Source organism: Bacteroidota bacterium (genome assembly GCA_026391695.1).
Classification (GTDB): domain Bacteria; phylum Bacteroidota; class Bacteroidia; order Bacteroidales; family JAGONC01; genus JAPLDP01.
This window is the reverse complement of sequence record JAPLDP010000088.1, coordinates 17,462-41,843: the sequence shown is the minus strand read 5'-3', so window position 1 is coordinate 41,843 and position 24,382 is coordinate 17,462. Positions and strand designations below refer to the sequence as shown.

General features: G+C 43.5%; 25 protein-coding genes. 18 read left to right on the top strand and 7 right to left on the bottom strand.

The features are described 5' to 3' along the window. Position 1: 1 nt before the first annotated feature. The 3 genes from deoD to NT175_13840 all read left to right on the top strand — a co-directional run bounded on the left by deoD (position 2) and on the right by NT175_13840 (position 4,438). Entirely contained in the window at positions 2-709 is a 708-nt protein-coding gene (gene deoD / locus NT175_13850; GenBank protein MCX6235781.1) for a purine-nucleoside phosphorylase, read from the top strand. A 142-nt stretch (positions 710-851) separates the two neighbouring features. Further along, entirely contained in the window at positions 852-2,633 is a 1,782-nt protein-coding gene (locus tag NT175_13845; protein ID MCX6235780.1) for a long-chain fatty acid--CoA ligase, read from the top strand. 26 nt (positions 2,634-2,659) lie between these two features. Then, entirely contained in the window at positions 2,660-4,438 is a 1,779-nt protein-coding gene (locus NT175_13840) for a long-chain fatty acid--CoA ligase (protein ID MCX6235779.1), read from the top strand. Positions 4,439-4,440: 2 nt separating this feature from the next. Here NT175_13840 and holA read toward each other — a convergent pair whose 3' ends face one another. Beyond that, on the bottom strand, positions 4,441-5,439 hold the full coding sequence (gene holA, locus NT175_13835) for a DNA polymerase III subunit delta (protein ID MCX6235778.1): 999 nt from the start codon (positions 5,437-5,439) through the stop codon (positions 4,441-4,443). A gap of 196 nt (positions 5,440-5,635) precedes the next feature. Further along, positions 5,636-6,406 (bottom strand): AMP nucleosidase, encoded by a 771-nt coding sequence (locus NT175_13830; GenBank protein MCX6235777.1) that lies wholly within the window; start codon positions 6,404-6,406, stop codon positions 5,636-5,638. Between the two features lie 122 nt (positions 6,407-6,528). On the opposite strand from NT175_13830, the gene NT175_13825 reads away from it, so the two are divergent. From NT175_13825 to NT175_13815, 3 genes are read left to right on the top strand one after another with little or no spacing between them, the layout of a single operon-like run. Continuing rightward, positions 6,529-8,718, top strand: coding sequence for a peptidase domain-containing ABC transporter (locus NT175_13825; protein ID MCX6235776.1), 2,190 nt, complete (start codon positions 6,529-6,531; stop codon positions 8,716-8,718). Further along, positions 8,718-10,091, top strand: a complete 1,374-nt coding sequence (locus NT175_13820) for an HlyD family efflux transporter periplasmic adaptor subunit (GenBank protein MCX6235775.1) — start codon at positions 8,718-8,720, stop codon at positions 10,089-10,091. Before NT175_13825 ends, NT175_13820 begins: the two co-directional genes overlap by 1 nt. Further along, on the top strand, positions 10,084-10,533 hold the full coding sequence (locus NT175_13815) for a type I restriction enzyme HsdR N-terminal domain-containing protein (GenBank protein MCX6235774.1): 450 nt from the start codon (positions 10,084-10,086) through the stop codon (positions 10,531-10,533). Before NT175_13820 ends, NT175_13815 begins: the two co-directional genes overlap by 8 nt. Positions 10,534-10,540: 7 nt before the next feature. Here the strand turns inward: NT175_13815 and NT175_13810 are convergent, their stop codons facing one another. Further along, entirely contained in the window at positions 10,541-10,837 is a 297-nt protein-coding gene (locus NT175_13810) for a GYD domain-containing protein (GenBank protein ID MCX6235773.1), read from the bottom strand. A 192-nt stretch (positions 10,838-11,029) separates the two neighbouring features. On the opposite strand from NT175_13810, the gene NT175_13805 reads away from it, so the two are divergent. The 3 genes from NT175_13805 to NT175_13795 are packed head-to-tail and all read left to right on the top strand — an operon-like array spanning position 11,030 to position 13,060. Continuing rightward, positions 11,030-11,629 carry a hypothetical protein gene (locus NT175_13805; protein ID MCX6235772.1) on the top strand — a complete coding sequence of 200 codons (600 nt, stop codon included), beginning with the start codon at positions 11,030-11,032 and terminating at the stop codon, positions 11,627-11,629. Positions 11,630-11,645: 16 nt separating this feature from the next. Further along, entirely contained in the window at positions 11,646-12,515 is an 870-nt protein-coding gene (locus tag NT175_13800) for a DUF3822 family protein (GenBank protein MCX6235771.1), read from the top strand. Next, entirely contained in the window at positions 12,503-13,060 is a 558-nt protein-coding gene (locus tag NT175_13795; GenBank protein MCX6235770.1) for an RsmD family RNA methyltransferase, read from the top strand. Before NT175_13800 ends, NT175_13795 begins: the two co-directional genes overlap by 13 nt. Here the strand turns inward: NT175_13795 and coaD are convergent. Continuing rightward, complete coding sequence (coaD, locus tag NT175_13790) at positions 13,054-13,521, bottom strand: pantetheine-phosphate adenylyltransferase (GenBank protein MCX6235769.1); 468 nt, start codon at positions 13,519-13,521, stop codon at positions 13,054-13,056. The genes NT175_13795 and coaD overlap by 7 nt on opposite strands. A gap of 97 nt (positions 13,522-13,618) precedes the next feature. On the opposite strand from coaD, the gene pyrE reads away from it, so the two are divergent. Continuing rightward, a complete protein-coding gene (pyrE, locus tag NT175_13785; GenBank protein ID MCX6235768.1) occupies positions 13,619-14,266 on the top strand; it encodes an orotate phosphoribosyltransferase in 648 nt (215 codons plus the stop codon). A 94-nt stretch (positions 14,267-14,360) separates the two neighbouring features. Here pyrE and NT175_13780 read toward each other — a convergent pair whose 3' ends face one another. Next, a complete protein-coding gene (locus NT175_13780; GenBank protein MCX6235767.1) occupies positions 14,361-15,131 on the bottom strand; it encodes a biotin--[acetyl-CoA-carboxylase] ligase in 771 nt (256 codons plus the stop codon). A 206-nt stretch (positions 15,132-15,337) separates the two neighbouring features. On the opposite strand from NT175_13780, the gene rsfS reads away from it, so the two are divergent. From rsfS to NT175_13740, 8 genes are all read left to right on the top strand, one after another. Continuing rightward, entirely contained in the window at positions 15,338-15,715 is a 378-nt protein-coding gene (gene rsfS, locus NT175_13775; GenBank protein MCX6235766.1) for a ribosome silencing factor, read from the top strand. A gap of 41 nt (positions 15,716-15,756) precedes the next feature. Next, positions 15,757-17,790: an ATP-dependent zinc metalloprotease FtsH gene (gene ftsH, locus NT175_13770; GenBank protein MCX6235765.1), complete on the top strand. Its 2,034-nt coding sequence runs from the start codon at positions 15,757-15,759 to the stop codon at positions 17,788-17,790. 10 nt (positions 17,791-17,800) lie between these two features. Continuing rightward, a complete protein-coding gene (locus tag NT175_13765; protein ID MCX6235764.1) occupies positions 17,801-18,445 on the top strand; it encodes an LUD domain-containing protein in 645 nt (214 codons plus the stop codon). An 8-nt stretch (positions 18,446-18,453) separates the two neighbouring features. Continuing rightward, the gene (locus NT175_13760) at positions 18,454-18,660 is read left to right on the top strand and encodes a DUF2007 domain-containing protein (protein MCX6235763.1); all 207 of its coding nucleotides are present in this window, start codon (positions 18,454-18,456) and stop codon (positions 18,658-18,660) included. Continuing rightward, complete coding sequence (locus NT175_13755; protein MCX6235762.1) at positions 18,653-19,480, top strand: phosphatidate cytidylyltransferase; 828 nt, start codon at positions 18,653-18,655, stop codon at positions 19,478-19,480. Before NT175_13760 ends, NT175_13755 begins: the two co-directional genes overlap by 8 nt. A gap of 2 nt (positions 19,481-19,482) precedes the next feature. Continuing rightward, on the top strand, positions 19,483-20,142 hold the full coding sequence (locus NT175_13750) for a phosphatidylserine decarboxylase family protein (protein ID MCX6235761.1): 660 nt from the start codon (positions 19,483-19,485) through the stop codon (positions 20,140-20,142). A 292-nt stretch (positions 20,143-20,434) separates the two neighbouring features. Next, positions 20,435-21,301: an SPFH domain-containing protein gene (locus NT175_13745; protein ID MCX6235760.1), complete on the top strand. Its 867-nt coding sequence runs from the start codon at positions 20,435-20,437 to the stop codon at positions 21,299-21,301. Between the two features lie 3 nt (positions 21,302-21,304). Then, on the top strand, positions 21,305-21,493 hold the full coding sequence (locus tag NT175_13740; protein MCX6235759.1) for an Arc family DNA binding domain-containing protein: 189 nt from the start codon (positions 21,305-21,307) through the stop codon (positions 21,491-21,493). 72 nt (positions 21,494-21,565) lie between these two features. Here NT175_13740 and NT175_13735 read toward each other — a convergent pair whose 3' ends face one another. Beyond that, the gene (locus NT175_13735; GenBank protein MCX6235758.1) at positions 21,566-22,543 is read right to left on the bottom strand and encodes a TIGR01212 family radical SAM protein; all 978 of its coding nucleotides are present in this window, start codon (positions 22,541-22,543) and stop codon (positions 21,566-21,568) included. Continuing rightward, entirely contained in the window at positions 22,543-24,231 is a 1,689-nt protein-coding gene (locus NT175_13730) for a peptide MFS transporter (GenBank protein ID MCX6235757.1), read from the bottom strand. The genes NT175_13735 and NT175_13730 overlap by 1 nt, the downstream gene beginning before the upstream one ends. Positions 24,232-24,382: the final 151 nt, after the last annotated feature.

The following is a 24,382-nucleotide window of genomic DNA, read 5'->3' as shown; positions in this document are numbered from 1 at the left end:
CATGAGTATACACATACACGCTGCGAAAACAGATGTTGCACCCACTGTCCTGCTGCCCGGCGATCCGCTGCGGGCTAAGTTCATAGCCGAAAATTATCTTGAAAATCCTGTTTGTTATAACCAGGTCCGCGCCATGTACGGTTATACTGGAACATATAAAGGGAAAAAAGTGTCGGTGCAGGGCACAGGCATGGGCATCCCATCGGTGGCCATCTATACCCATGAGCTCATCTGCGATTATGGTGTGCATAACCTGATACGCGTGGGTTCCTGTGGTACTATACAGCCTAAAATTGGTCTCAGGGATGTCATCCTGGCCATGGCGGCGTCCACCGACTCCAACTTCAACATGCAGCGCTTCCGCAACATGGATTATGCCCCAACAGCCAGCTTCGCCCTTCTTAGAAAAGCATGGGATTATGCCGTTACGCATAATATAAAAGTCACTGTCGGGAATGTACTGACATCCGACATCTTTTATTATGAAGACGGACAGTCGGATCCTTTTAACATATGGCGAGACTACGGCGTGCTGGTGGTGGAAATGGAAACCACCGCACTCTACACCATCGCCGCCCGCCACGGCGTGAATGCCCTTTCTATTCTGACCGTCAGCGACAATATTGCTATTGGAGAAAAGTCAACCACAACGGAAAGGGAAACAGCTTTCAGGGAAATGATTGAAATTGCGCTGGAAATAGCGGAATGATTCAGTGATCAATGATCAATGATCAGTAATAGCCCAGGCCAGCGTAATTTTCTTTCATAAAAAATAATGCAATGTGTTGTTCTATATTTTTTTTTAACTTACGCTCCTTTTTCGAAACCCCATGTAACCAAAATCTAATTCTATGGAAGTAACCAGGATTTTTGATTTGTTACCCCATTATAAAGAGAAATTCACCCCTAAAGATGATACGCTGGCAGGCAAAGAAGATGGAAAATGGATGAAATATACGATCGGTGATTATATCGATTTTGCAGATAGCCTCAGTTATGCTTTCCTGTCTCTTGACGTGGAAAAGGGTGACCGGATAGCCACCATCAGCAACAATAGACCGGAGTGGAATTTCCTTGATATGGGCATATTGCAGATGGGAGCCATTCATGTGCCTATTTATCCCACCATCAGCGAAGCGGATTATAAATATATACTGAATCATGCCGAAGTCAAATACGTGTTCATTTCAGGCAAGGAAATACTCCGTAAGATCGAGCATATCCTGCCTGACATTCCTTCTTTAAAAGGCGTCTACGCTTTCAGGAAGACTACGGACTTGAAACACTGGAGTGAACTGGTCGAACTGGGCAGGCAAAACCAGCAGCCTGGCAAGCTGGAGGAAATTAAAAAGAGCATCACCCCTGATGATGTGGCCACGTTGATCTATACATCCGGCACCACAGGCCAGCCCAAGGGTGTTTTACTCTCACATAATAATCTGATCAGCAATTTTAAAGCGGTATATCACATTTTTCCCGTTGATGAATTCTGTAAAGCACTCAGTTACCTGCCATTGTGTCATGTTTATGAAAGGCTGGTCAATTATACCTGCCATTATAAGGGGACATCAATTTATTATGCTGAAAACTTCGGTACCATCGTCGATAACATCAAAGACATCAGGCCGCACATTGTCACAACTGTTCCGCGCCTTCTGGAAAAGATTTATGATACCATTATTGCCAGGGGATTGAAATTAAAAGGATTGAAGCGGATGATTTTCTTCTGGGCTGTTCACCTTGGATTACAGTTTGAACCGGATAGTGCTAATGGATGGTACTATGAGATGCGTTTAAAACTGGCTAACAAACTTGTTTTCAGCAAATGGAGGGAAGCCCTTGGCGGCAGGTTCAGGGTCATCGTATCGGGAGGTGCTGCCTTGCAACCACGCCTGGCACGTATATACACTGCTGCCGGAATACCCGTTCTGGAGGGATATGGCCTGACGGAAACGTCACCGGCCATCACTGTAAATGATCTGGTAAAAGGTGGCCGTAAGTTCGGAACAGTGGGACCTGTGATCAAAGATGTACAGGTCAGAATTGCCGATGATGGAGAGATCCTTTGTAAAGGCCCGAATGTGATGATTGGGTATTATAAGGAACCGGGAATGACACGTGAAGCTGTCGATCAGGAAGGTTGGTTTCATACCGGAGACTTGGGAGTTATTGAGGATGGGAAATTTCTTAAGATTACCGGAAGGAAAAAAGAAATTTTCAAAACATCTTTTGGGAAATACATCAGCCCACAACCGATAGAAAATAAATTCAAGGAATCACCATTCATCGACAGCCTGGTGGTCATCGGTGAAAATCAGAAGTTTGCTGCTGCCCTCATCGTTCCCGATTTCGAACACCTGAAGTCATGGTGCAGGATTAAAGGCATCGATTATACCACAAACGAAGACATCATCAAGCTGCCTGTGATAAAAAAACGATACCAGGTAGAGGTTGAAAAATTCAACAGTTTTTTTGGCGCTACAGAGCATATAAAAAAATTTGAATTACTCGACCACGAATGGTCAGTCGAATCGGGCGACCTCACAGCTAATCTTAAGTTAAAAAGAGAGCTGATCTGTGAAAAATATAAAGATATCATTGCCAGGATATTCAATATTTCAGACGACCTTTAATCTCATCATCACCCAAAATATCATCTATGACCAACATGACGCGAATTTTTGATCTGCTGGATCAATACCGGCAACAGTATATCGGCAAGACAGATGCTCTGTTGCACAAGGAAAATGGAGAATGGAAAAAGTTTTCCGCATCCGATTACGTGTCAATTGTCGACCAGGTGAGCACAGGTTTGCTTTCGCTGGGGATAAAGAAAGGCGACACCGTAGCCACCATCCTTAATAACAGTCCTTTCTGGAATTTCTTCGATATGGGGCTCATGCAGATCGGAGCTATACAGGTGCCTGTTTACCCGACCATCAGCGCCGACAATTTCAAATATATTTTCAACGAGGCAGAAGTCAAACTGATCGTCGTTTCCAACATGGATATTTACAGCAGGATACAAGGGGTGTTGAAAGATGTTCCGACATTAAAAGACGTGTACTCTATTGATGCGATCGATGGTCTGAGGAACTGGAAGGAATTACTCACCACCGGAACGGAAGAAGACTATGCCTTACTTAAGCAGATAAAACAAGGTATCCTCCCCGGTGACCTGGCTACCATCATTTATACTTCCGGAACAACAGGGCGGCCTAAAGGAGTAATGCTCTCACACTGGAATTTTATCACCAACTTCCTGGCGCTGTCAGAGATTTTGAAAGACAACATGGTGGATCATGCGCTGAGTTTTCTGCCACTTTGCCATGTGTATGAACGCATACTCAATTATATGTACCAGAATAATGGCATAACCATCCACTATGCCGAAAGTATCGATAAGCTGGGCGATTATATCCGCGAGGTACACCCTGAAATTTTCTGTGCCGTGCCCAGGGTCATCGAGAAGTCATTTAACAGGATCATGGCAAAAGGCAGGGACCTGAAAGGCTTGAAGAGATTAATCTTCTTCTGGGCTGTTAATCTCGGTTATAAATATGAGCTGAATAATGCCAATGGCTGGTGGTATCATTTTAAATTGAAAATAGCCGACCGTCTGGTCTTTTCCAAGTGGCGCCAGGGCTTGGGAGGGAAGCTGGACACTATCGTTTCGGGCGGCGCCACACTGCAGATGCGTCTGGCCAAAGTATTCCGTGCTGCCGGAATTAAGGTGATGGAAGGCTATGGTCTCACCGAAACATCGCCAGTTATTGCGGTTTCGAACTTTAAACCTGATGGTGTGAAGTTCGGCACTGTCGGGTATCCCCTTCCCGGCGTCGAGGTCAGAATTGCCTTCGACGGCGAAATCCTCTGCAAAGGGCCCAATATCATGCTGGGCTATTTTAAACATCCTGATGAAACTAAAAAGGTGATTGACACTGACGGATGGTTTCACACCGGTGATATCGGTGCCTTTGAAGATGGTAGATACCTGAAAATTACCGACAGGAAGAAAGAAATGTACAAGACATCCGGTGGTAAGTATGTCGCTCCGCAGGTTGTAGAAAATAAATTCAAGGAATCGCCATTTATTGAGAATGTCCTTGTCATTGGTGAGAACCGCCACTTTACCTCAGCCATTCTCATTCCGAATTTTGAACATCTCCGCTCCTGGTGCCGTGTTAAGGAGATAACATACACCACCGACAGCGATGCCATTCATAATCAACGTATCATTGCCAGGATACAACGCGAAGTGGATGAAACCAATGAAAAGCTTGACAAGACTGAGCAGGTCAAAAAATTTGAATTGCTCGATAAACCATGGACAGTAGAAGATGGCGATCTTTCACCTACACTCAAATTGCGCCGGAATTACCTGGAGGGAAAATACAGGGATCTGATCGAAAGGATGTATGCATCAGCCGGCGAATGACGCTAGTGCAATATCTTGTAAACCAGCTCTTTCAGAAGACCGCCATCCGGGGTAGTCACATTATCAACTCCCTTTGATTTAAGATCATATTCCCTCAAGAGGGAGATGACTGTCGTTATTTTAGCAGGGGAATAGTTTTGTGCCGCATTGGAGTAATCCTGTACAAAAAAGGGATTGACCGACAGCGCTGTCGCCACAGCATTCTTTGATTTGTCGGCCAGGTGATGATACATCAGAACCTTGATAAAGAAACCGTACAGAATGGATACCACTTTGACCAGCGGATTATCTTTTTCATTGGCTGCAAAATAATTGATGATCTGGTTGGCTTTTAAGATATTTTTGTTGCCCAGTGCCTTCTGCAGTTCAAAAACATTGTAGTCTTTGCTGATGCCAATATGTTGTTCGATATGGTCTTCGGTGATCTGTGTCGGCGCCGGTATGTTGATCAGAAGTTTTTCCAGTTCATTTACAATCCGGGTAAGGTCAGTGCCGAGGTATTCGGTTAACAATATGGCTGCTTTTGGCGTAATGGTGAAACCTTTTTGCTGCAGGTACGCACGGATCCAGTCAGGTATTTTATCTTCATAGAGCCTGAAGGATTCAAAAAAGATCCCGTTCTTTTCCACCGCTTTGAATAAACTCCGCCGTTTATCGATCTTCCTGTATTTATAACAGATGACAAGAACAGTTGATTTCAAAGGATTTTCAATATAGGACTGGAGGTCTTCAACTTTACGTATATCCTGGGCTTCTTTGACGATCACCACCTGGTGGCTGGCCATCATCGGATATCTTTTAGCTATGGATATGATACTCTCCGCATCGTTGTCGTGGCCATACAGGATGGTTTGGTTGAATGCCTTTTCGTCCTCTGCCAGAACATGTTCTTCGATATAATCCGAGATTTGGTCAATGAAATAAGGCTCCTCGCCGCATAAAAAATATACCGGGTGGTAGATCTTTTTATTCAGATCGGTCATTATTTGGGGAAAGTTCATTGGGACATGGTTCTATTTGGGTTTCAAGTTTCAGGTTCCAGGTTCCAGGTTTCAGGTTCCAGGTCACGGGTTCCAGGTCACGGGTCTCAGGTTACGGGTCTCAGGTCACTTAAAGACGCTAAAATATATAAAAACCTGCAACTTGCCACCTGAAACCTGCCACCTGAGACCTGCCACCAGGCCTATATCAGACATATTAAAATCTCAAATGCTTCACCGTCATCCCGTTATTTATCAGTTGTCTTAAAGAATCCACACCGATTTTCAGGTGCAGTTCGACAAAATTTTCTGATACATGCATATCGCTTTTTTCCGTTTTGATACCTGATGATATCATGGGTTGATCAGAGACGAGGAGCAGGGCGCCAGTGGGGATTTCATTGGCGAAACCCACGATGAAGATCGTGGCTGTTTCCAGGTCGATGGCCATGCATCGGGTTTTCCGCAGTTGTTTTTTGAAGGCGTCATCATGTTCCCACACCCTGCGGTTTGTCGTGTACACTGTTCCTGTCCAGTAGTCATGCTGATACTCGCGGATGGTTGTTGAAATGGCTTTTTGCAGGCTGAAGGCAGGAAGAGCGGGCACCTCAGGCGGAAAGTAATCATTGGATGTACCTTCACCACGAATAGCTGCAATAGGAAGAATGAGGTCTCCCAGCTGATTTTTCTTTTTCAGTCCGCCACATTTACCCAGGAAAAGGCATGCCAGTGGTGAAACAGCCCCGAGCAGATCCATGACTGTGGCTGCATTGGCACTACCCATGCCGAACTTGATAATCGTGATATCACCGGCAGTAGCGCTCGGCATCGACCTGTCCATTCCCTGTATGGGCACATTGTACCATTCGGCAAAAAGTTCCAGGTATTGACTGAAATTAACTAATATGATATATTTTCCGAACTCTTCAAGCTTAGTTGCCGTATAACGTGGAAGCCAGTTTTTAACAATATCTTCTTTGGTCTTCATGCGATGAATGAATATGTCGCAAAATTAACCATTTATGATTGCATGAACCACACAGGAAGCATATTTTGGCATGAATAGTTTGAAACATTTGCAGGTTGGTTAACAAGAAGTAAATAAATCAGATGGCCCATTTTCCGTTTTACAGGCAGCTTGACGCGATGGACTGCGGTCCGACGTGCCTTAGGATGATTGCAAAATATTACGGGAAGGACTATTCCCTGCAGACATTACGTGACCGCAGCTATCTGACACGCGAAGGTGTGTCGTTGCTGGGCACCAGCGATGCAGCCGAATCCATAGGATTTCGCACACTGGGAGTGCGCATCAGCTTTAAAAAGCTGGCTGACGAGGCACCACTGCCGGTCATTGTCCATTGGCATCAACGCCATTTTATCGTCGTTTACAAGATAAAAAAGAATATCGTCTATTGTGCCGATCCGGCATACGGTCTTATAAAATATTCCGCTGAAGAATTTAAACGTGGATGGATAAGCACACGGAAAGATGAAGAAGAGCAGGGTGTATGCCTGCTATTGGAACCCTCGCCCGACTTTTATGCCGCCGAGGATGAGAAAATCAACAAGAAAACCTTCAGCTTTTTATTCTCATACCTGAAACCATATCGAAAATTCTTCACACAGCTTATCCTTGGAATCTTACTCGGAAGCCTACTTCAGCTTATATTCCCCTTCCTCACCCAAGCCATCGTCGACATTGGTATTAACAACCAGGACCTGAGCTTTATAACACTGATACTTATCGCCCAGCTTGTCCTTTTTATCAGCCAGACATCGGTGGAATTTATCCGTGGATGGATATTATTACATATCAGCACCCGTGTGAACATATCATTAGTATCCGACTTTCTGATAAAGCTGATGAAACTGCCTATCGGATTTTTTGATACCAAGATGGTGGGCGACCTCATGCAGCGCATCAGCGATCAAAAGCGCATTGAAACATTCCTGACAGGTTCGTCACTGAATATCATATTTTCAACCTTCTCATTCATCATCTTCGCCTTTGTTCTGGCCATATACAGCATGAAGATATTTGCCATCTTCCTTATTGGAAGCATCCTTTATGTGGTGTGGGTTTACCTGTTCATAAAAAAACGCCGTGAGCTGGACTATAAGCGTTTTGCCCAACTGGCTGAAAATCAAAGCAATATTATCCAGCTCATCAATGGTATGCAGGAGATCAAGCTGAATAATTGTGAAAAACAAAAACGGTGGGAATGGGAGAGGATACAATCAAAGATTTTTAAGATCAACATCAAAGGCTTAACCATCAATCAGTACCAACAGGCGGGAGCCGGATTCCTGAACCAGCTGAAGAATATCCTTATCACTTTCATAGCAGCCAAATGTGTTGTTGACGGCAGCCTGACCCTTGGCATGATGGTGGCTGTTCAGTATATCATTGGCCAGCTTAACAGCCCCATAGAGCTGATGATCAGCTTTATGAGGTCGGCGCAGGATGCTAAAATAAGCCTTGAACGTCTCGGCGAGATACATCAGAAAGATGATGAGGAGACCCCTGCCGAAAGCCGTATTACCATCATCCCTGAAAATAAATCTATTGATATCGCAGATCTCTCTTTCCAGTATGAAGGACCGCATTCACCTCATGTGCTGAAGGATATTAGCATGAGTATACCGGAGAAAAAGGTGACCGCTATTGTGGGGCCGAGCGGCAGCGGTAAAACAACGCTTATCAAACTGTTGCTGGGTTTTTACAGGCCGGTGACAGGTGAAATAAAAGTGAGCGATGTCAGGCTCAGTAACCTGAGTAACCACATGTGGCGCTCCACCTGCGGTGTGGTCATGCAGGATGGCTTTATTTTCTCCGACAGCATCGCCAGCAATATTGCCATAGGTGATGAATATATCGACAAGGAGAAACTGCTTTATGCTGTAAAAGTGGCCAATATTCAGGATTTTATCGAGACATTACCTTTGGCATATAACACGAAGATAGGTGCTGAAGGGACCGGGCTGAGCCAGGGACAGAAACAGCGTATCCTGATAGCCAGGGCAGTATATAAAAATCCCGACTACCTGTTTTTTGATGAGGCTACCAATGCTCTCGATGCCAATAATGAAACCGTCATCATGAATAACCTGCAGAACTTCTTTGTTGGCAAGACCGTTGTCATTGTTGCACATCGCCTCAGCACCGTGAAAAATGCCGATCAGATCGTGGTGATCGACAAAGGCCGCATTTTGGAACAGGGTACTCATGAGGATCTGGTTAAGAATCGCGGGGCATACTATTTTCTGATTAAAAATCAATTGGAGCTGGGCAGTTAATGAACTCTGATAAATCACAAAATACGAAACGCATAGAGTTGCGCAGCGAGGAGATCGAAGAGATCCTCGGGAGACCGCCACGGAGACTCCTGCGTATAGGTATTACACTGATATTCATCGTGATCGTAGCTATCCTCACAAGCAGCTGGTTTTTTAAATATCCTGATTTTATCACCGCCTCTGTCGAGGTGACTTCTGAAAATCCCCCTGCCTTTCTGGCTGCCCGCGTAAATGGAAAGATCGAAAAACTCCTTGTAACCGATGAACAACCTGTCAGTAGTGGCGATGTCCTGATCATTATTGAAAATCCTGCCAATTATCAGGATGTTTTTCAACTGAAACAGAGCCTGGGAAAATTCAGGGACTTCCTGAACGGTTTTCATACAGCGGTCATTGATACCAGCATGTTCCACAAGGATTATATACTCGGTGGAATTCAAACCTATTACGGTGTACTGGTCACTAAATATGAAGAGTACATGCATTTTCTCAGGTTGGATTATTACACTAAGAAAATCCAGTCACTCAGGCAGGAGCTGAGCATGCACAATATGTATTACGAACGGCAGTACCGTCAGAAGGTCATCCTGGAAGAGGACTTTGCTCTTATGGAGAAGGAATACAACAGATATCTTAGGTTATACGACAGCGCTGCCGTATCTGTATCCGTTCTGGAAAAAGTCAGAAGTGATTACCTTGGGAAACAGCTGGCATTTGAAGAAGCCAGAACCAACCTGGCCAACATAAAAATAAACATATCCAGGCTGGAGCAAAATATTCTGGATCAGCAGTTACAGCAAGAGCAGAAACGGTCGGAATTACAGCTGGCCGTTAAGGAAGCTTATGAAACACTCACAGGGGAGATTGATGTGTGGGAAAAGGATTATATTTTGAAATCTCCAATTGAGGGAATAGTCACTTTCAATAAATACTGGAATGAAAATCAAAATGTTGAAGAGGGTGAAGAGGTGATGGCCGTGGTACCAGCACAGGAAAGCCGTATCATCGGGAAGCTGGAGCTGAACACACGGGGAGCCGGCAAGGTGAGATCAGGACAGACTGTCAACATCCGGTTCAATAATTACCCATATATGGAATTCGGAATGGTCAAAGGCCGCATTGATAATATGTCGATGGTCCCATCGGATAAGGACTTCTATCTTGTTGAGGTGTCTTTTCCTGAGGGATTGATCACAAATTACGGGATCAGACTCGACTTCAGCCAGAAAATGCTTGGACAGGCCGAAATTGTCACCGATGATATCCCGTTGCTGGTGCGCATCATTCAGCCTCTCAAGTCATTGCTGAAGAACCGTTCCTTCAGGCAAATACCTGAAAAATCCCCGGACAAGACGGTCACCCCCCATGATTAAGCTGAATCTCCCCTCATATCAACCCAGATATCAGGAATTCAGGGATACACAGAAAATTTTCGACCCTGTCCGGAAAAAATATGTCCTTCTCACCCCGGAAGAATGGGTGAGGCAACATGTTCTGAATTACCTGCTCATTTATAAGAAAGTTCCCGGTTCCCTTATTGCCGTTGAAAAGAAATTGATGATAAACCAGATACTGAAACGAACCGACATCGTCGTTTACAATAATCTGACCATGCCGGTCATGCTGGTTGAATGCAAATCACCGAATGTAAAGATCAACCAGGATATATTTGATCAGGTTGTACGATACAATCTGTCGCTGAAGGTTAAATATGTCATGGTGACAAACGGCCTGGAACACTATTGTTGCAGGATGGATTACGAGAATCAATCCTGGGCATACCTTACCGAAATTCCCGATTATTCAGCCTGGTGATCTTGTGTCAGATATCTTTTATCAGCTCCAGGAATCGTTTATAGGGTATAGCCAGGAGGCTTTCAGCATGAAAGGCTCCGTTAGCCTGGCTGATCATCGACACTTTCGTCGCAATTTCTTCATTGGGTGCTTCATAAATATCCAGAAAATCGTATTGGCCGAGAATGGCATAATGTGATATGAATTTCACTTCCGGACATTTTTTTCTCACCTGTTCAAGCCAGTTTCTGCCAAGCTTGGCCCTGTCTTTCATTTGCGACAGGACTTCAGGCGATAATTTTGTTAACAAAATATAGGTCGGCATAGTCTCCCTCCTTATAATATTTGGTTGTTTAGTTACATGCTAATATAGTAAAATTCCACGTAGACTTCAAATTTTTTTTCGAATACAATAAAAACTTCAATGTCACTTGAGGAAGCTGTCTTATAAATTCGTGCAAAAAATATTTTATTTCTTAAAAAAAATTAAATTTGCATACCATAATATTCGTGTAATATGAAAAATACAATCATTCAGATCGGTTTATCGATAATCATCATCCTTTTGGCTTATTTGGTATACAGGAGTGTGATGCAGCCTGTTAGGTTTAACAGGGAAAAAGATATGCGATCGGTACAGGTCGTTCAGGGGCTTAAAGATATCCGGATCGCGGAAATAGCATATAAATCCAAACATAGCAAGTACACATCGAACTTTGACACCCTGCTCGATTTTATAAAAAATGAACAAATCCCTGTCATCAAGATGATTCCGGATCCCAATGATACCACTTTTACCAAGACTATTCTGGATACGATAGGTTATATTCCGGTCTACGATTCGTTATTCTCAAAAAGGGAGGGCTTCAGGATCAATGATCTTCCTGTTATCCCGTTCTCCAGTGGCCAGAAATTCAAGCTTGATGCCGGCGAAATAGAACGAAGCAAAGTGAGGGTGCAGGTCTTTGAAGCGTCAGCCCTGAATGAACAGTTTCTTACCGGACTCAATCCACAGTTGGTCAATAATATGAATGATAAACTCTCATCTACAAACCGGTTTGTGGGCTTAAAAGTCGGTTCTATGATAGAGGTTACAACTGACGGCAACTGGGAGTAGTGATTACTATGCTGTTATGCCGGATTTTTTCACTGAAGATTTTTTCTTTGCTGATGAAACACTGAATCAGGAAAACACCGAAACATGCCGGTTGTCCATCCAGCTGTGTGCGGAGGGACTTGCTTTTTCTATCCTGAATCCTTCTGCCAACCTGTTTTTAGCTGTCGCCCATCATCAGTTTACACCGGGATATAAAAAGTCCTATGCGGAGCAAATCACCAGTTGTATACAGCAGAATCCATGGCTTTCAAAGTCTTATGAAAAGGTTGGGATCATTGCTGAAACCTTGAAATCAACACTGATTCCTGAACCCTTATACATGGAGGAAAAGAAACTGTCCTACCTTACCTTTAACCATGATCTCCTGGCTGACGAAGTAGTGATGGCTGATAAATTATTGAACCTCCAGGCTTATAATATATTTGCCTTGCCCAATGACCTTTTACATTCACTTAAGGAACTCTTCCCCTCCTCCGGCATTCATCACTTTTCGAGCTCGCTGATTGAGATCCTTCTCATGAAATTTAAAAACCTGGATACGGAAGATACTGTTTTTACCTATGTACGTCCATCTTTTTTTGATGTGATGTATCTGAGAAATCAACAGCTGTTTTTTTGCAATTCATTTAAATACAGTACCAAAGAGGATTTGATTTACTATCTCATTTTTGTTTTTGAACAATTGAAAATGAATCCCGAGAAGGTCCAGTTAAAGATTATGGGTGAAATTTCAAAAGAAGATGCTGTGTTTGAAATGCTGTTCAGATATATCCGTCATATTGAATTCATTGATAGGAATGAGGACTTTGTTTACAGCCATGTCTTTGACAGTTTGCCAAAACATAGTTACTATAATTTATTAAACTTTCATTTGTGCGAATTATAAGCGGAAAATTCAAAGGGCGCAGGATCATCCCTCCAAACAATCTTCCTGTTCGTCCTACAACTGATCAGGCTAAGGAGGCTCTGTTCAATATCCTGTCGAATTCGTTCGACTTTGAAAACGGTAAGGTGCTCGATCTGTTTGCCGGTACAGGCGGCATATCGCTGGAATTTGCCTCCCGTGGATGCCCTGATGTCACCTCGGTGGAACTCCATTTCAAATGTTCCCAATTCATTAAAACTATGTCATCGGCTTTGGATATCAGGAGCATCAGAGTGATCAGAACAGATGTGTTCCGGTATATAAAATCGTCGAAGGGAAAATTCGATCTTATTTTTGCCGATCCTCCCTATGACCTGGCAGGGCTGGAAACCATTCCAGAAAAAGTTTTTAAAGCCGCCATTCTGAATGAAGGCGGCATATTGATACTTGAACATCCCAAAGGCTTTGACTTTACAGGACACCCTTGTTTTACGGATATGCGCCGCTATGGGCATGTAAACTTCTCATTTTTTATGAAAAGCTCAACCACAAATACTGATCATTGATCATTGAAATCCACCTCTTCTGGCACGAAAGGTCTCGCATCACCTCCATTTCTCAATATGTCCCTCACAATGGAAGAATTCAATGCTGTGTATTCGGATGCCGTCAGCAGAAATACTGTTTCGATATCAGGATCTATCTGTTTATTGATCTGCCCGATACTGCGCTCAAATTCAAAATCCGCAGATGTCCTTAGTCCACGCAGAATATATCTGGCCTTTACTTTTTTGCAGAAAGTGACTGTCAGCCCTTTATAACTTGTAACCGAAATGGTCGGGTATTTCTCAAAGACTTTTTTAATCCAGAGCATTCTCTTTTTCAAAGGAAAGTACTGCGACTTTTCGGTATTTTCCCCGACAGCGATGATGATTTCATCAAAAAGAGGAACAGCCCTTTTAATGATGTTTTCATGACCTTTTGTGATGGGATCAAAAGATCCTGGAAAGACAACGATTTTTTTCATGGATGGGATTTTAGACAAAATTAATAAATCCATTTTTTCCGCATGATTTTATATTTTTGTTGCAATAAAATCATTGAGTGATTTTAAAGTAAGCATGATGGACCGAAGAGTAGATATTTCCACTAAAGTAAGCGGCTACCTGCTGCAGATCAAGGCTGTTAAGCTGAGCCTAAAGGAGCCATTTACATGGGCCTCCGGAATCAAATCGCCTGTTTATTGCGATAACCGCATCACATTGTCATATCCGAAAATCAGGACATATATACGCCAATCGTTCGTTAACGTGATCAATGAAGAATTTGGAACCATCGACCTGATAGCGGGTGTAGCCACAGGTGCTATTGCCCAGGGTGCGCTGGTGGCGCAGGAACTGGGGCTGCCCTTTGTTTATGTGCGATCGGAGAAGAAAACGCATGGTCTCAGCAATGTCATTGAAGGTCATGTGGAATCCGGCCAGTCCGTCGTCGTCGTTGAAGACCTGGTATCTACCGGCAGCAGCAGCCTTCATGCTGTTCAGGCCCTGCGTGAGGCAGGCTGCAGCGTCAAAGGAATGGTCGCCATCTTTACTTATGGCCTTAAAAAAGCACTAGATAATTTTGCGAGCGAGAACTGCAAACTCATCACACTGACAAATTACAGTGATCTTATCGATAAAGCCCTGGAAGAAAATTACATCAGACCTGACGACCTGAAAACCCTAAAAAAATGGTGCGAGGATCCGGAAAAATGGGGACAGCCCGTATAGAATGACAATTTCAGGGCATGCTCATCACCACACCACGAACCAATTTTCTGAATATCTTGGTAAACAGGCTCAAAGAGATTTGTGAAAGACAGGTTTAACCACCGGTAAAAATAAATTCAATTTCTTTCTGATGACAGGTAAGTTTCTGACCATCGGAGCATTCAATCATGAGCCGTCCAAACTCATCCATACCTGTAATTTTGGCATGAATGTGCCTCTCATGGTAACGGTATGGATGAAAACGGCCATAACGGTACAAATGCTTCAGATAGTCACCATCCAGTTTTTCCAACTCCCCATGTATTAGTTGCATATATCGTTTATTCAGATCATTACACAAAAGTTCCAGGCAGTCGTTCAGGTCATGATGCTGGCCGGTTATCATTTGTAATGACACAGGATTGGGGGCATCACCCCTGAAATGTAATTGGTTTATGTTGTAACCGATGCCTGCGACAGCATAAAGAAATGTATTCCCAATGATGGCATTATTGATCAGTATACCGGCAACCTTCCGGTCGCCAATGTAAAGGTCATTGGGCCATTTGATATGTATAGCCGACATGTTAATGAAACGGGTAGTGAAATCAAACAGTCCAAGCGCTATGACTTTATTCAACAGGAACTGGTTTTCGGCAGGGATGCATGTCGGATACAGGATGATGCTGAATGTCAGATTCATATTGACTTCACTTTCCCAGATATTCTGTTCCTGCCCCTTACCTGCAAACTGATTTCCAGCAACAATGACAGTCCCTTCGGTTAGCAACTCCTTTTCAAGTAAAGAGAGGGCGTACCTGTTGGTCGAATCAACCTCCTCAATTTCAAAGATTTTCCGGCCTATTACTTGTTTCGGTGATTCCATGTCATACAGTCTCACATGCAAAGGTAGTGATCTTTATGGTACAGATTTTGCGCATAGACACTCTCCTGTTCAAATGACAGTCATCTGGAACTAACATTCAACAGATTATTAATTATTAATTTCAATTTCTCCCCTGTCTTTGAACAAAATACATGTCTGGTAAGTTAATAATTACGTAACTTTGCAAATAAACCGGATAGAAAAACATGGCCAGAGGCAAGAAAAATAATGAAACCGGAAGTTTAGTGGAAGCTGTTGTTGAAGCGATTTACAAAAGAAAAGGCCGGAATATCTTAGGCCTCAATCTTGAAAAGATTCCCAACGCTGTTTGCAAGTACTTCATCATTTGTGATGGCACATCCATAACGCAGGTATCTGCAATAGCCGAAAGCATCGATGGCGAAGTTAAAAAAAAACTTGGTGTCGATCCCTGGCACAGTGAAGGCTATGAAAACGCAGAATGGATATTGCTTGACTACGTGGATGTTGTCGTACATATCTTCCAGGAAAAGACCAGGTCTTTTTACCGGCTTGAAGAACTTTGGGCAGATGCAAAAATGAAAAAATACCGGTCTGAAGAGTGATTTTATTCCCTTAACTTTAAAAATGAATTAGAGAGGACATAATGGCAGAAGATAATAATCCGCAAGGTTTACAAAAAAATAAAAGCACCAAGCCGAAGTTCAGCTTTTATTGGATTTATGCCATACTGGCGATAATATTTTTTGGCACGTATTTCATCAATTTCCAGGGTGATGCCAAAGAGATTGACCAGGGCCAGCTGAAGAAGATGTTGGAAAGCCAGGATGTGGAAAAGATTGTGGTGATCAACAAGGAGTATGCTGAGATTTATATCAGGAAAGAAAAGCTGAATGAATCTCCATATAAGGATCTGAAATCCACCGGATTCAGAGGCCCGGCCTACCAGTATAAATATACATTCACCTCTCCTGAGACATTTGAGGAGTTTGTTCTTAAGACACAGGAAACCCTGCCAACCCCGATTTATATAACCAACAAGACCAAACGCAATTGGGGAGGCGATATACTCGGATGGTTGCTCCCTATTGGCCTGCTGCTCGTAGCATGGATATTCATCATGCGGATGATGAGCCGCGGAGCCGGTGGTGGAGGCGGCCAGATATTTAATATAGGCAAGTCCAAAGCGAAATTATTCGACAGGGATACCACCGTAGCTATTAATTTCAATGATGTTGCCGGACTGGAAGAGGCCAAAGTGGAGGTGATGGAAATAGTGGATTTTCTGAAAAATCCCTCAAGGTATACTGAGCTGGGGGGTAAAATTCCTAAAGGTGCTTTACTCGTTGGTCCTCCGGGGACGGGTAAAACCCTGCTGGCCAAAGCGGTGGCGGGAGAAGCCAAAGTGCCTTTTTTCTCCATTTCAGGTTCTGACTTTGTTGAAATGTTCGTTGGCGTCGGCGCATCGAGAGTCAGAGACCTCTTCAAGCAGGCAAAAGAAAAAGCGCCATGTATCATCTTCATTGACGAAATCGACGCCATAGGCAGAGCCCGCGGGAAAAATCCTATTACCGGCGGCAATGACGAGCGCGAAAGCACCCTGAATCAGCTCCTCACCGAAATGGATGGTTTTGACACCAACACGGGTGTCATCATTCTGGCTGCCACCAACCGCGCCGATATCCTTGACCGTGCCCTGCTCCGCGCCGGACGCTTCGACAGACAGATATACGTTGAACTGCCCGACATTAAGGAAAGGGAGGCAATCTTTAAAGTGCACATGAAACCTTTAAAGCTCGATGATACAGCGAAGGTAGAATTCTTGGCCAAGCAGACACCCGGATTTTCCGGTGCCGATATTGCCGCTGTATGTAATGAATCGGCATTGATTGCCGCACGCAAAGGTAAAAAGATCATCGGCAAACAGGATTTTCTCGATGCTGTTGACCGCATCATCGGTGGTCTTGAAAAACGTAACAAGATCATTTCACCGGAAGAGAAAAAGGTTATCGCCTTTCATGAATCAGGGCATGCGGCTGTGAGCTGGCTTCTGGAGCATGCTCACCCGCTGGTGAAAGTGACCATTGTCCCGCGTGGCAAAGCCCTTGGCGCTGCCTGGTACCTGCCCGAAGAACGCCAGATCACAACGTTTGAACAGATGTTCGATGAAATGACGGCCGTATTGGGCGGACGTGCATCTGAAGAGGTCCATTTCGGAAAAGTGTCAACAGGCGCTCTCAATGATCTCGAAAAAGTGACACGACAGGCATACAACATGGTGGTATACTTCGGCCTGAATGATAAAATCGGAAATATTTCCTATTATGATTCCACCGGTCAGCAGGAATATTCGTTTACTAAACCCTATAGCGAAAAAACTGCCGAAATCATCGACCACGAAGTCAGCAAGCTTGTCGAAACAGCCTATCGCAAAGCTGTTGAACTGATCAGGAAAAATAAAGTAAAGGTCGAAAAATTAGGACAGGTGCTTCTCGAAAAGGAAGTTATTTTCAGCGAAGACCTGGAACGGATTTTCGGAAAACGGCCCTGGGGAAAGGATACAAAAGAGCTTGTAAATGAATCTGTTCCGAAAAGTGAATCGGTGAACCAACCTGCAGAAGTACCTGCAGAATCCGGAAAAGATGAACCCTCAGTGAGCACCACTGACACCCCACTATAAAATAATTTTTATGGAAGATAGCACATCGAAAGAAAAAGTCCTCAAAAGGATTCGTAATGCACTGATTACGAAAACAAATAATCCATTTCCTTCGGTCGACTTTGAATCTTCGGTTTATAATGAAATTGAAGAATCACTCGATGTGGCTTTCGCCCAGGAATTTATCAGTGTATCCGGAAAGTTCGTGTATTGTGAAAATGAAAGGGATCTGCTGGACAATCTGCAGTTTATTGTTAATGAATATAAAGGGAAGAAGGTCTTTTGTCGCGAGGATATTATCAAAGGATATTTGCAGAAAGCTGAAATACCATTCAGTTCAGAGGAAGAGGAGTTTTTAAGTACCTCAATAGGTATCACAGGTTGTGAATATCTGATAGCCCGTCTGGGCAGTGTCATGATTTCTTCGCGGCAACAGTCCGGACGCCGGTTACATGTTTACCCGGAAATTCATATGATCATTGCCTATTCATCACAATTGGTGCCTGATCTTAAACAGGCCTTTCATCAGATGAAGGCCAGGTATGGCGACAAGCTGCCCTCCCTGATCTCCGTGATCACAGGCCCAAGCCGGACAGCAGATATTGAAAAAACTCTCGTTATGGGCGCTCATGGCCCACGCGAATTATACGTATTCCTGGTCGAAGACCAGCAATAAGCAAATTTATGGACCCTGGCTGGATTAAAATTTTCAGTTCCAATCACCTGTGGCAGGTTGAGATCAAGAAAAGCATCCTCAACGATGAAGGGATATCCAGTGTTATCGTGAATAAGAAGGATTCAGCCTACCTGTTCGGTGAATACGAACTATATGTCAGCGTTGAAGACGCATTTATGGCCAAACAATATATCAGTAAAACCGAAAGTGAGTAATTTTTTAATCAGAACCATTACAGGGATAATCTTCGTCATTGTTGTCGTTGGATCCATCATCTGGAAACCATACATCTTCGCCTTGCTTTTTCTGGTTATCACTATCCTCGGGCTACTGGAGTTTTACAGGATTATCAGCTCTGACCAGGTAAAAGTGAATAAAATTTTAGGATTGGCAGGAGGCATCCTGATGTATGTGACGTGTGCACTGGTAGCCAATATGGTCGCAGATACACGGCTACTCCTTATCAATTTGCCTGTGTTATCGGTCATCTGCATTTACGAACTCTACAGGAAATCTACCGCACCATTCACAAACATAGGCTATACTATTCTGGGTATTTTTTATATTGCATTACCATTTTCCCTCTTCAATTTCTTCTTTAATCCTGTGTTGATCACAGGAGCATTTCACTATGAAATTGTTTTGGGATTTTTTGCCATTCTCTGGATTAATGATACTGGGGCATATCTTTCAGGCATGGCACTGGGCCGTCACCGCTTATTTGAACGCATTTCTCCAAAAAAAACATGGGAAGGCAGCATCGGGGGAATGATTTTTAGTTTGATTACAGCCTGGGTTCTATCACATTTTTATCACATCCTATCGCCTGTACAATGGCAAATATATGCATTGATAATCATCATATTCGGAACACTTGGCGACCTTGTGGAATCCATGCTAAAACGCAGTCTCTCACTCAAAGATTCCGGTCATATCTTACCCGGCCACGGAGGAATTCTTGACCGTTTTGATGGTGTACTCATTGCGATTCCGATTTCATTTATATATTTGCTGTACGTTTTACAGATAATTTAATGATGGCAATTCATAAGGAAGGATATAAGATCATACTTACCGTTCTAGCCTTGCTTATTATCGTTTTAGCTGTCATTGAAGTGCTCTTTCCTCAACAGACTTTGGTACATTATATCCTATACGCCGCCGCTTTACTATTTTTCATCGCAGTTGTTCGGTTCTTCAGGGATCCTGTCCGTGAAGTTGTTCCTGATGATCAGCTGATCATCAGCCCTGCCGACGGTATTGTCGTATCCATCAAAGAAGTGGAAGAAAATGAATATTTTAAGGATAAACGTCTTAAAGTGTCCGTCTTTATGTCCGTCTTCAACGTGCATGTTAACTGGTATCCGGTATCAGGTAAAGTCAAGTATCTAAAATACTATCCTGGGAAATACCTTTTCGCCTGGAATCCAAAATCTTCACTCAATAATGAAAGGAATACGTTTGTACTGGAAAATAAATTGGGTAAGGAGGTCATGGTTTGCCAGATAGCGGGCGGTGTTGCGCGTAGGATCGTATATTATACACGGTTGGATAAAGAGGTGAGCCAGGGTGAAGAAATCGGCATCATTAAGTTTGGTTCCCGCGTCGACCTGTTCCTGCCACTGAATACAAAACTGTGTGTCAGCACACGACAGAGAGTCAGGGGAGGACAATCCATCATCGGCCGGTTTACCTGAAAAAAGAGCCCTTTCATTAAAGGATATTTTCCAGCTCACGAAAATCATAAATTTCGAAAATGACCTTTTCATGAGAAGGTTTTCTTTAAGGGACATACCACCACGTAATAATCGGCTATCCTTTCTGCCATAGGAGGATCATGGATGCCAAATACCTCTGGAGTTTAAAGCGAGACCATCAAATATAAAATTTTATGCGTGTGAAAAAAATTCTTGCATTTTGATTTTAATTGTTGTATTATTGCAGTATCAAAATAATATCAAAAAAGTATTAAATTAAATCATTAAACAAATGGAAACTATTACAGGTAAGGAAAAACTTTATTCGCCTATGTCAGGCTACACTGGCCTTATTTTCACTCTGGTATTGATTATCGCTCCTGTGGTTGGTATAATTCTTTTTAAGCTGGTATGGCTCGTTGCTATCCTGGTATTAGGTTTATTTTGTTTGGGTGGCTTTATGGTAATCAATCCAAACGAATCATCTGTGCTTGTTCTTTTCGGGAAGTACGTGGGAACAGTGAAAAAGAATGGCTTTTTCTGGGTCAATCCGTTTTTCGTCAAGAAAAAGATCTCTTTAAGGGCGCGCAACCTCAACAGCGATCCTATCAAGGTCAATGACAAGATCGGTAATCCGATCATGATCGGTATTGTGCTGGTATGGCGTGTGGATAATACGTTTAAGGCAGCCTTTGCCGTGGATGATTACTCTCATTTTGTTGATATACAAAGTGAGGCGGCTATCAGGAAATTGGCCGGTCATTATCCTTACGATAACTTTGATGACCAGATGACAGAGATCACGCTGCGTTCGGGCGGCGAAGATGTGAACAAGGTTCTCGAGGAAGAATTGACCGAAAGGTTATCCATTGCGGGTATTGATGTGATGGAGTCCAGGATCAGTTATCTGGCCTATTCTGCCGAGATTGCCAGCGCCATGTTAAGACGGCAGCAGGCCACAGCCATAATTGCTGCGCGGACAAAAATCGTGGAAGGAGCGGTAAGTATGGTTGAGATGGCTCTGGAACAACTCTCAACGAAAAAACTGATAGATCTTGACCAAGACCAGAAGGCCGCGATGGTCAGCAACCTGATGGTCGTGCTCTGCTCCGAACATGAAGTCAGCCCTGTCATCAATACCGGCACATTACATCAATAGAAGATGTCCAAGAAAAAAGCCTTTGTACTCAGACTGGATCCTGAATTATTAAAAGCCATTGAGAAATGGTCGGCCGATGAGTTCCGCAGTACCAACGGGCAAATGGAATGGATCATTTCCAAAGCATTAAAAGAAGTTCGAAGGTATCCAAAGGTTGCAGCTTCTGATGATAATAATGAGGGTGCCAAATGAGTAACATCTGGCTGAGATGTTATCCCTCACATCCTTAATTGTATATCCACCTCAACCCCAAACCCCTTCTCCTCAAGGAGAAGGGGCCAGGGGATGAGGTTGTGCAAAACCATTAAACACTTTCCCCTGCCAGGTATCTCTTTCTTCGAGCCGTTTTTCCATAGCCCCTGCAACCTGGTCATACCGTATAAGCCCCCAGTGTGGGCCGGCAATGTACCGCGGTGGTACCTCGGCAGCAAAACGCTCCACGACAATAGATGGATTTAGCCTCTCAAGAAAATCCACGATAAAATCCAGGTATTCTTCCAGGCTAAAGGGATTGAATTTTTCAGGATGCCTCTGATATTCTTCAGCCATAGGTGTGTTTTTTACGATAATCAGCTGGTGAAATTTAATGGTTGTCAGAGGCAGGGATGATACCATTGCTGCTTCGGCAAGCATCTCTTCCCGCGATTCACCGGGAAGTCCGAAGATCAGGTGTGCTCCTGTATGAATCCCTTTTAATGCAGTTTTCCTTATTGCCGCTGCCGACTGTTCAAAGGTATGACCACGGTTAATACTTACAAGTGTGTTATTATAACACGATTCGATACCATATTCAATAATTATGTAATGATTCTGGCTCAATTCGTATAAGTAGTCCAGTATGTCATCATCAATACAGTCGGGCCGGGTACCTATGACAAGCCCTGTAACACCGGGGTAATGCAATGCCTCTTCATAGATTTTTTTTAGCTTCTCCAGTGGCGCATACGTATTAGAATAAGGCTGGAAATAGGCCAGGAATTTATTTGCCCGCCGGTACCGCCGGGCATGGAATTCAATGCCTTCGGCTATTTGCAGCGTAACTGTCTTGTCGGGCCTGCAATAAGAGGGATTGAAGGAATCATTATAGCAATAGGAGCATCCTCCTGTTCCAAGTGTCCCATCGCGGTTGGGGCAGGTAAAACCGGCATCAATGGTAACTTTTTGTATCCGCTGGCCAAATTTCCTGCGGAAATATTCGGTATAGGAATTGAACCGCCGGTTATGGCCCCAGGGGAATGGCATCAGGATTGGGTAGCTTTGAGAAGCCTTTTCATAACCGAGAAAATGAATATGGCTGACAGCAGGCAACAAATGACCAGTACAAGCCACAGAGCCCAAAGTGGAATGCGGCTCCATAAAGCTCCAATGACACTTAACAGGTAGTTACCTAACGCCGTGGCAGCAAACCATCCGCCCTGCATTAATCCTTTATACTGCGGCGGAGCGACACGCGACACGAATGATATGCCCATGGGGCTGAGGAACAGCTCTGCGACAGTTAAAGTAAAATAAGTCGTTATCAGCCAATAGGGCGACACCAGATGGTCAGTAGGGGCAACTAATCCGGCAAGTTCCTTTGGACTGTACCCGATAAGACTGATAGATCCAATGACCATGATAATAAATCCCAAAGCTGTAATCAGCATGCCTATGCCGATCTTCTTTGGGGCTGGCGGCTCTATGCCTTTCCGGTTCATGTAACCAAATATGCCGATAATGATGGGTGTTAGTGCTACAATAAAAAATGGATTGAAGTGTTGGAACTTTTGTGGTGTAAAAGGATTTACATCCTGGTATCCGTGATATCTCAGATATGCTATTACCCCAAAACCGACAAAGGCGATGGCACCAAGGATACGGTCCCGCGATATGCTTTTTTTCCTGATGAGGAAATAAAGCCCGACGACCGAAATAAATATGGGGAGTAATCCGAACAGGTCGAACCATAGGTTCATCCCCTTACCGACAGTGGGTTGTGTATAGTCTCTGGCAAAAAATGTAAGTGTAAGGCCGTTCTGATGGAATGCCATCCAGAAGAAGATGACCACGAAAAATACAAGTCCCAGTGCAATCAGTCTGTCTCTGGTCTGTTGTGGTGTCAGCCTGACAACCTGGTCTTTCATGTCGGCCCGTGCAGCCTTCTGTTTTTCCGAAAAATCAGCATGTTTATAATATTTTCTGAATCCCCAGAAGATCAACATAGAGATGATTAGACTGATGCATGCCACACCAAAACCATAATGGTACGATTTACTTAAAGCGTTGATATAGTTTTCGGAGAAAATCCGCAATGAGTCGATAGTTATTGACGGATCCTGTAACTGGGCGACGGACAGGTAGTTATTCACATCTATCTCATGACCTTTTAATAAGGAATTGGCAAGTGCAGGAATCCTGGCATCATAAAAGAAATTGGATTTGTTCAGGATAAAGTTGCTTACTCTTTCAGCTGCTGTGGGTGCAAACATGGCGCCGATGTTTATGCCCATGTAAAAAATATTGAAAGCCAGATCTCTTTTGGAACTGTATTTAGGATCATCATACAGGCTGCCGACCAGAGCCTGGAGATTTCCCTTGAACAATCCGGTCCCCAGAGCAATGATGGCGAGGGCTGCAAAAACAGCACCTAATCCCGAGCCCATGGTGGTGGGCATGGCCAGAAGGAAATAACCCAGAAACATGACCACCAGTCCAACGCTGATAGTTTTACCATAACCCAGAACCTTGTCGGCAATGATCCCCCCCAGTAATGGAAGAAAATAAACGAAAAACATGAAGCCACCATAAATCTGGCTGGCCTTACCAGCCGAAAATCCATATTTTGCCTGCAGGAATAAAATGAAAATGGCTATCATGGTATAAAAACCAAACCTTTCACCCATGTTGGCGAAAAAAGCAACAAGAAGTCCTTTTGGATGATCTTTTAACATAAACGCATTGATTTAATGAATAATTAATAATTATAATTTAGGCTACAAATCTCTATTGATCATTGATTATTGATCATTGATCATTGTGTCAAGCTATGTTCAGACAAAAATAATTAAAAGTTCGGTTTTTCCAAATCACCATTTAAATTGT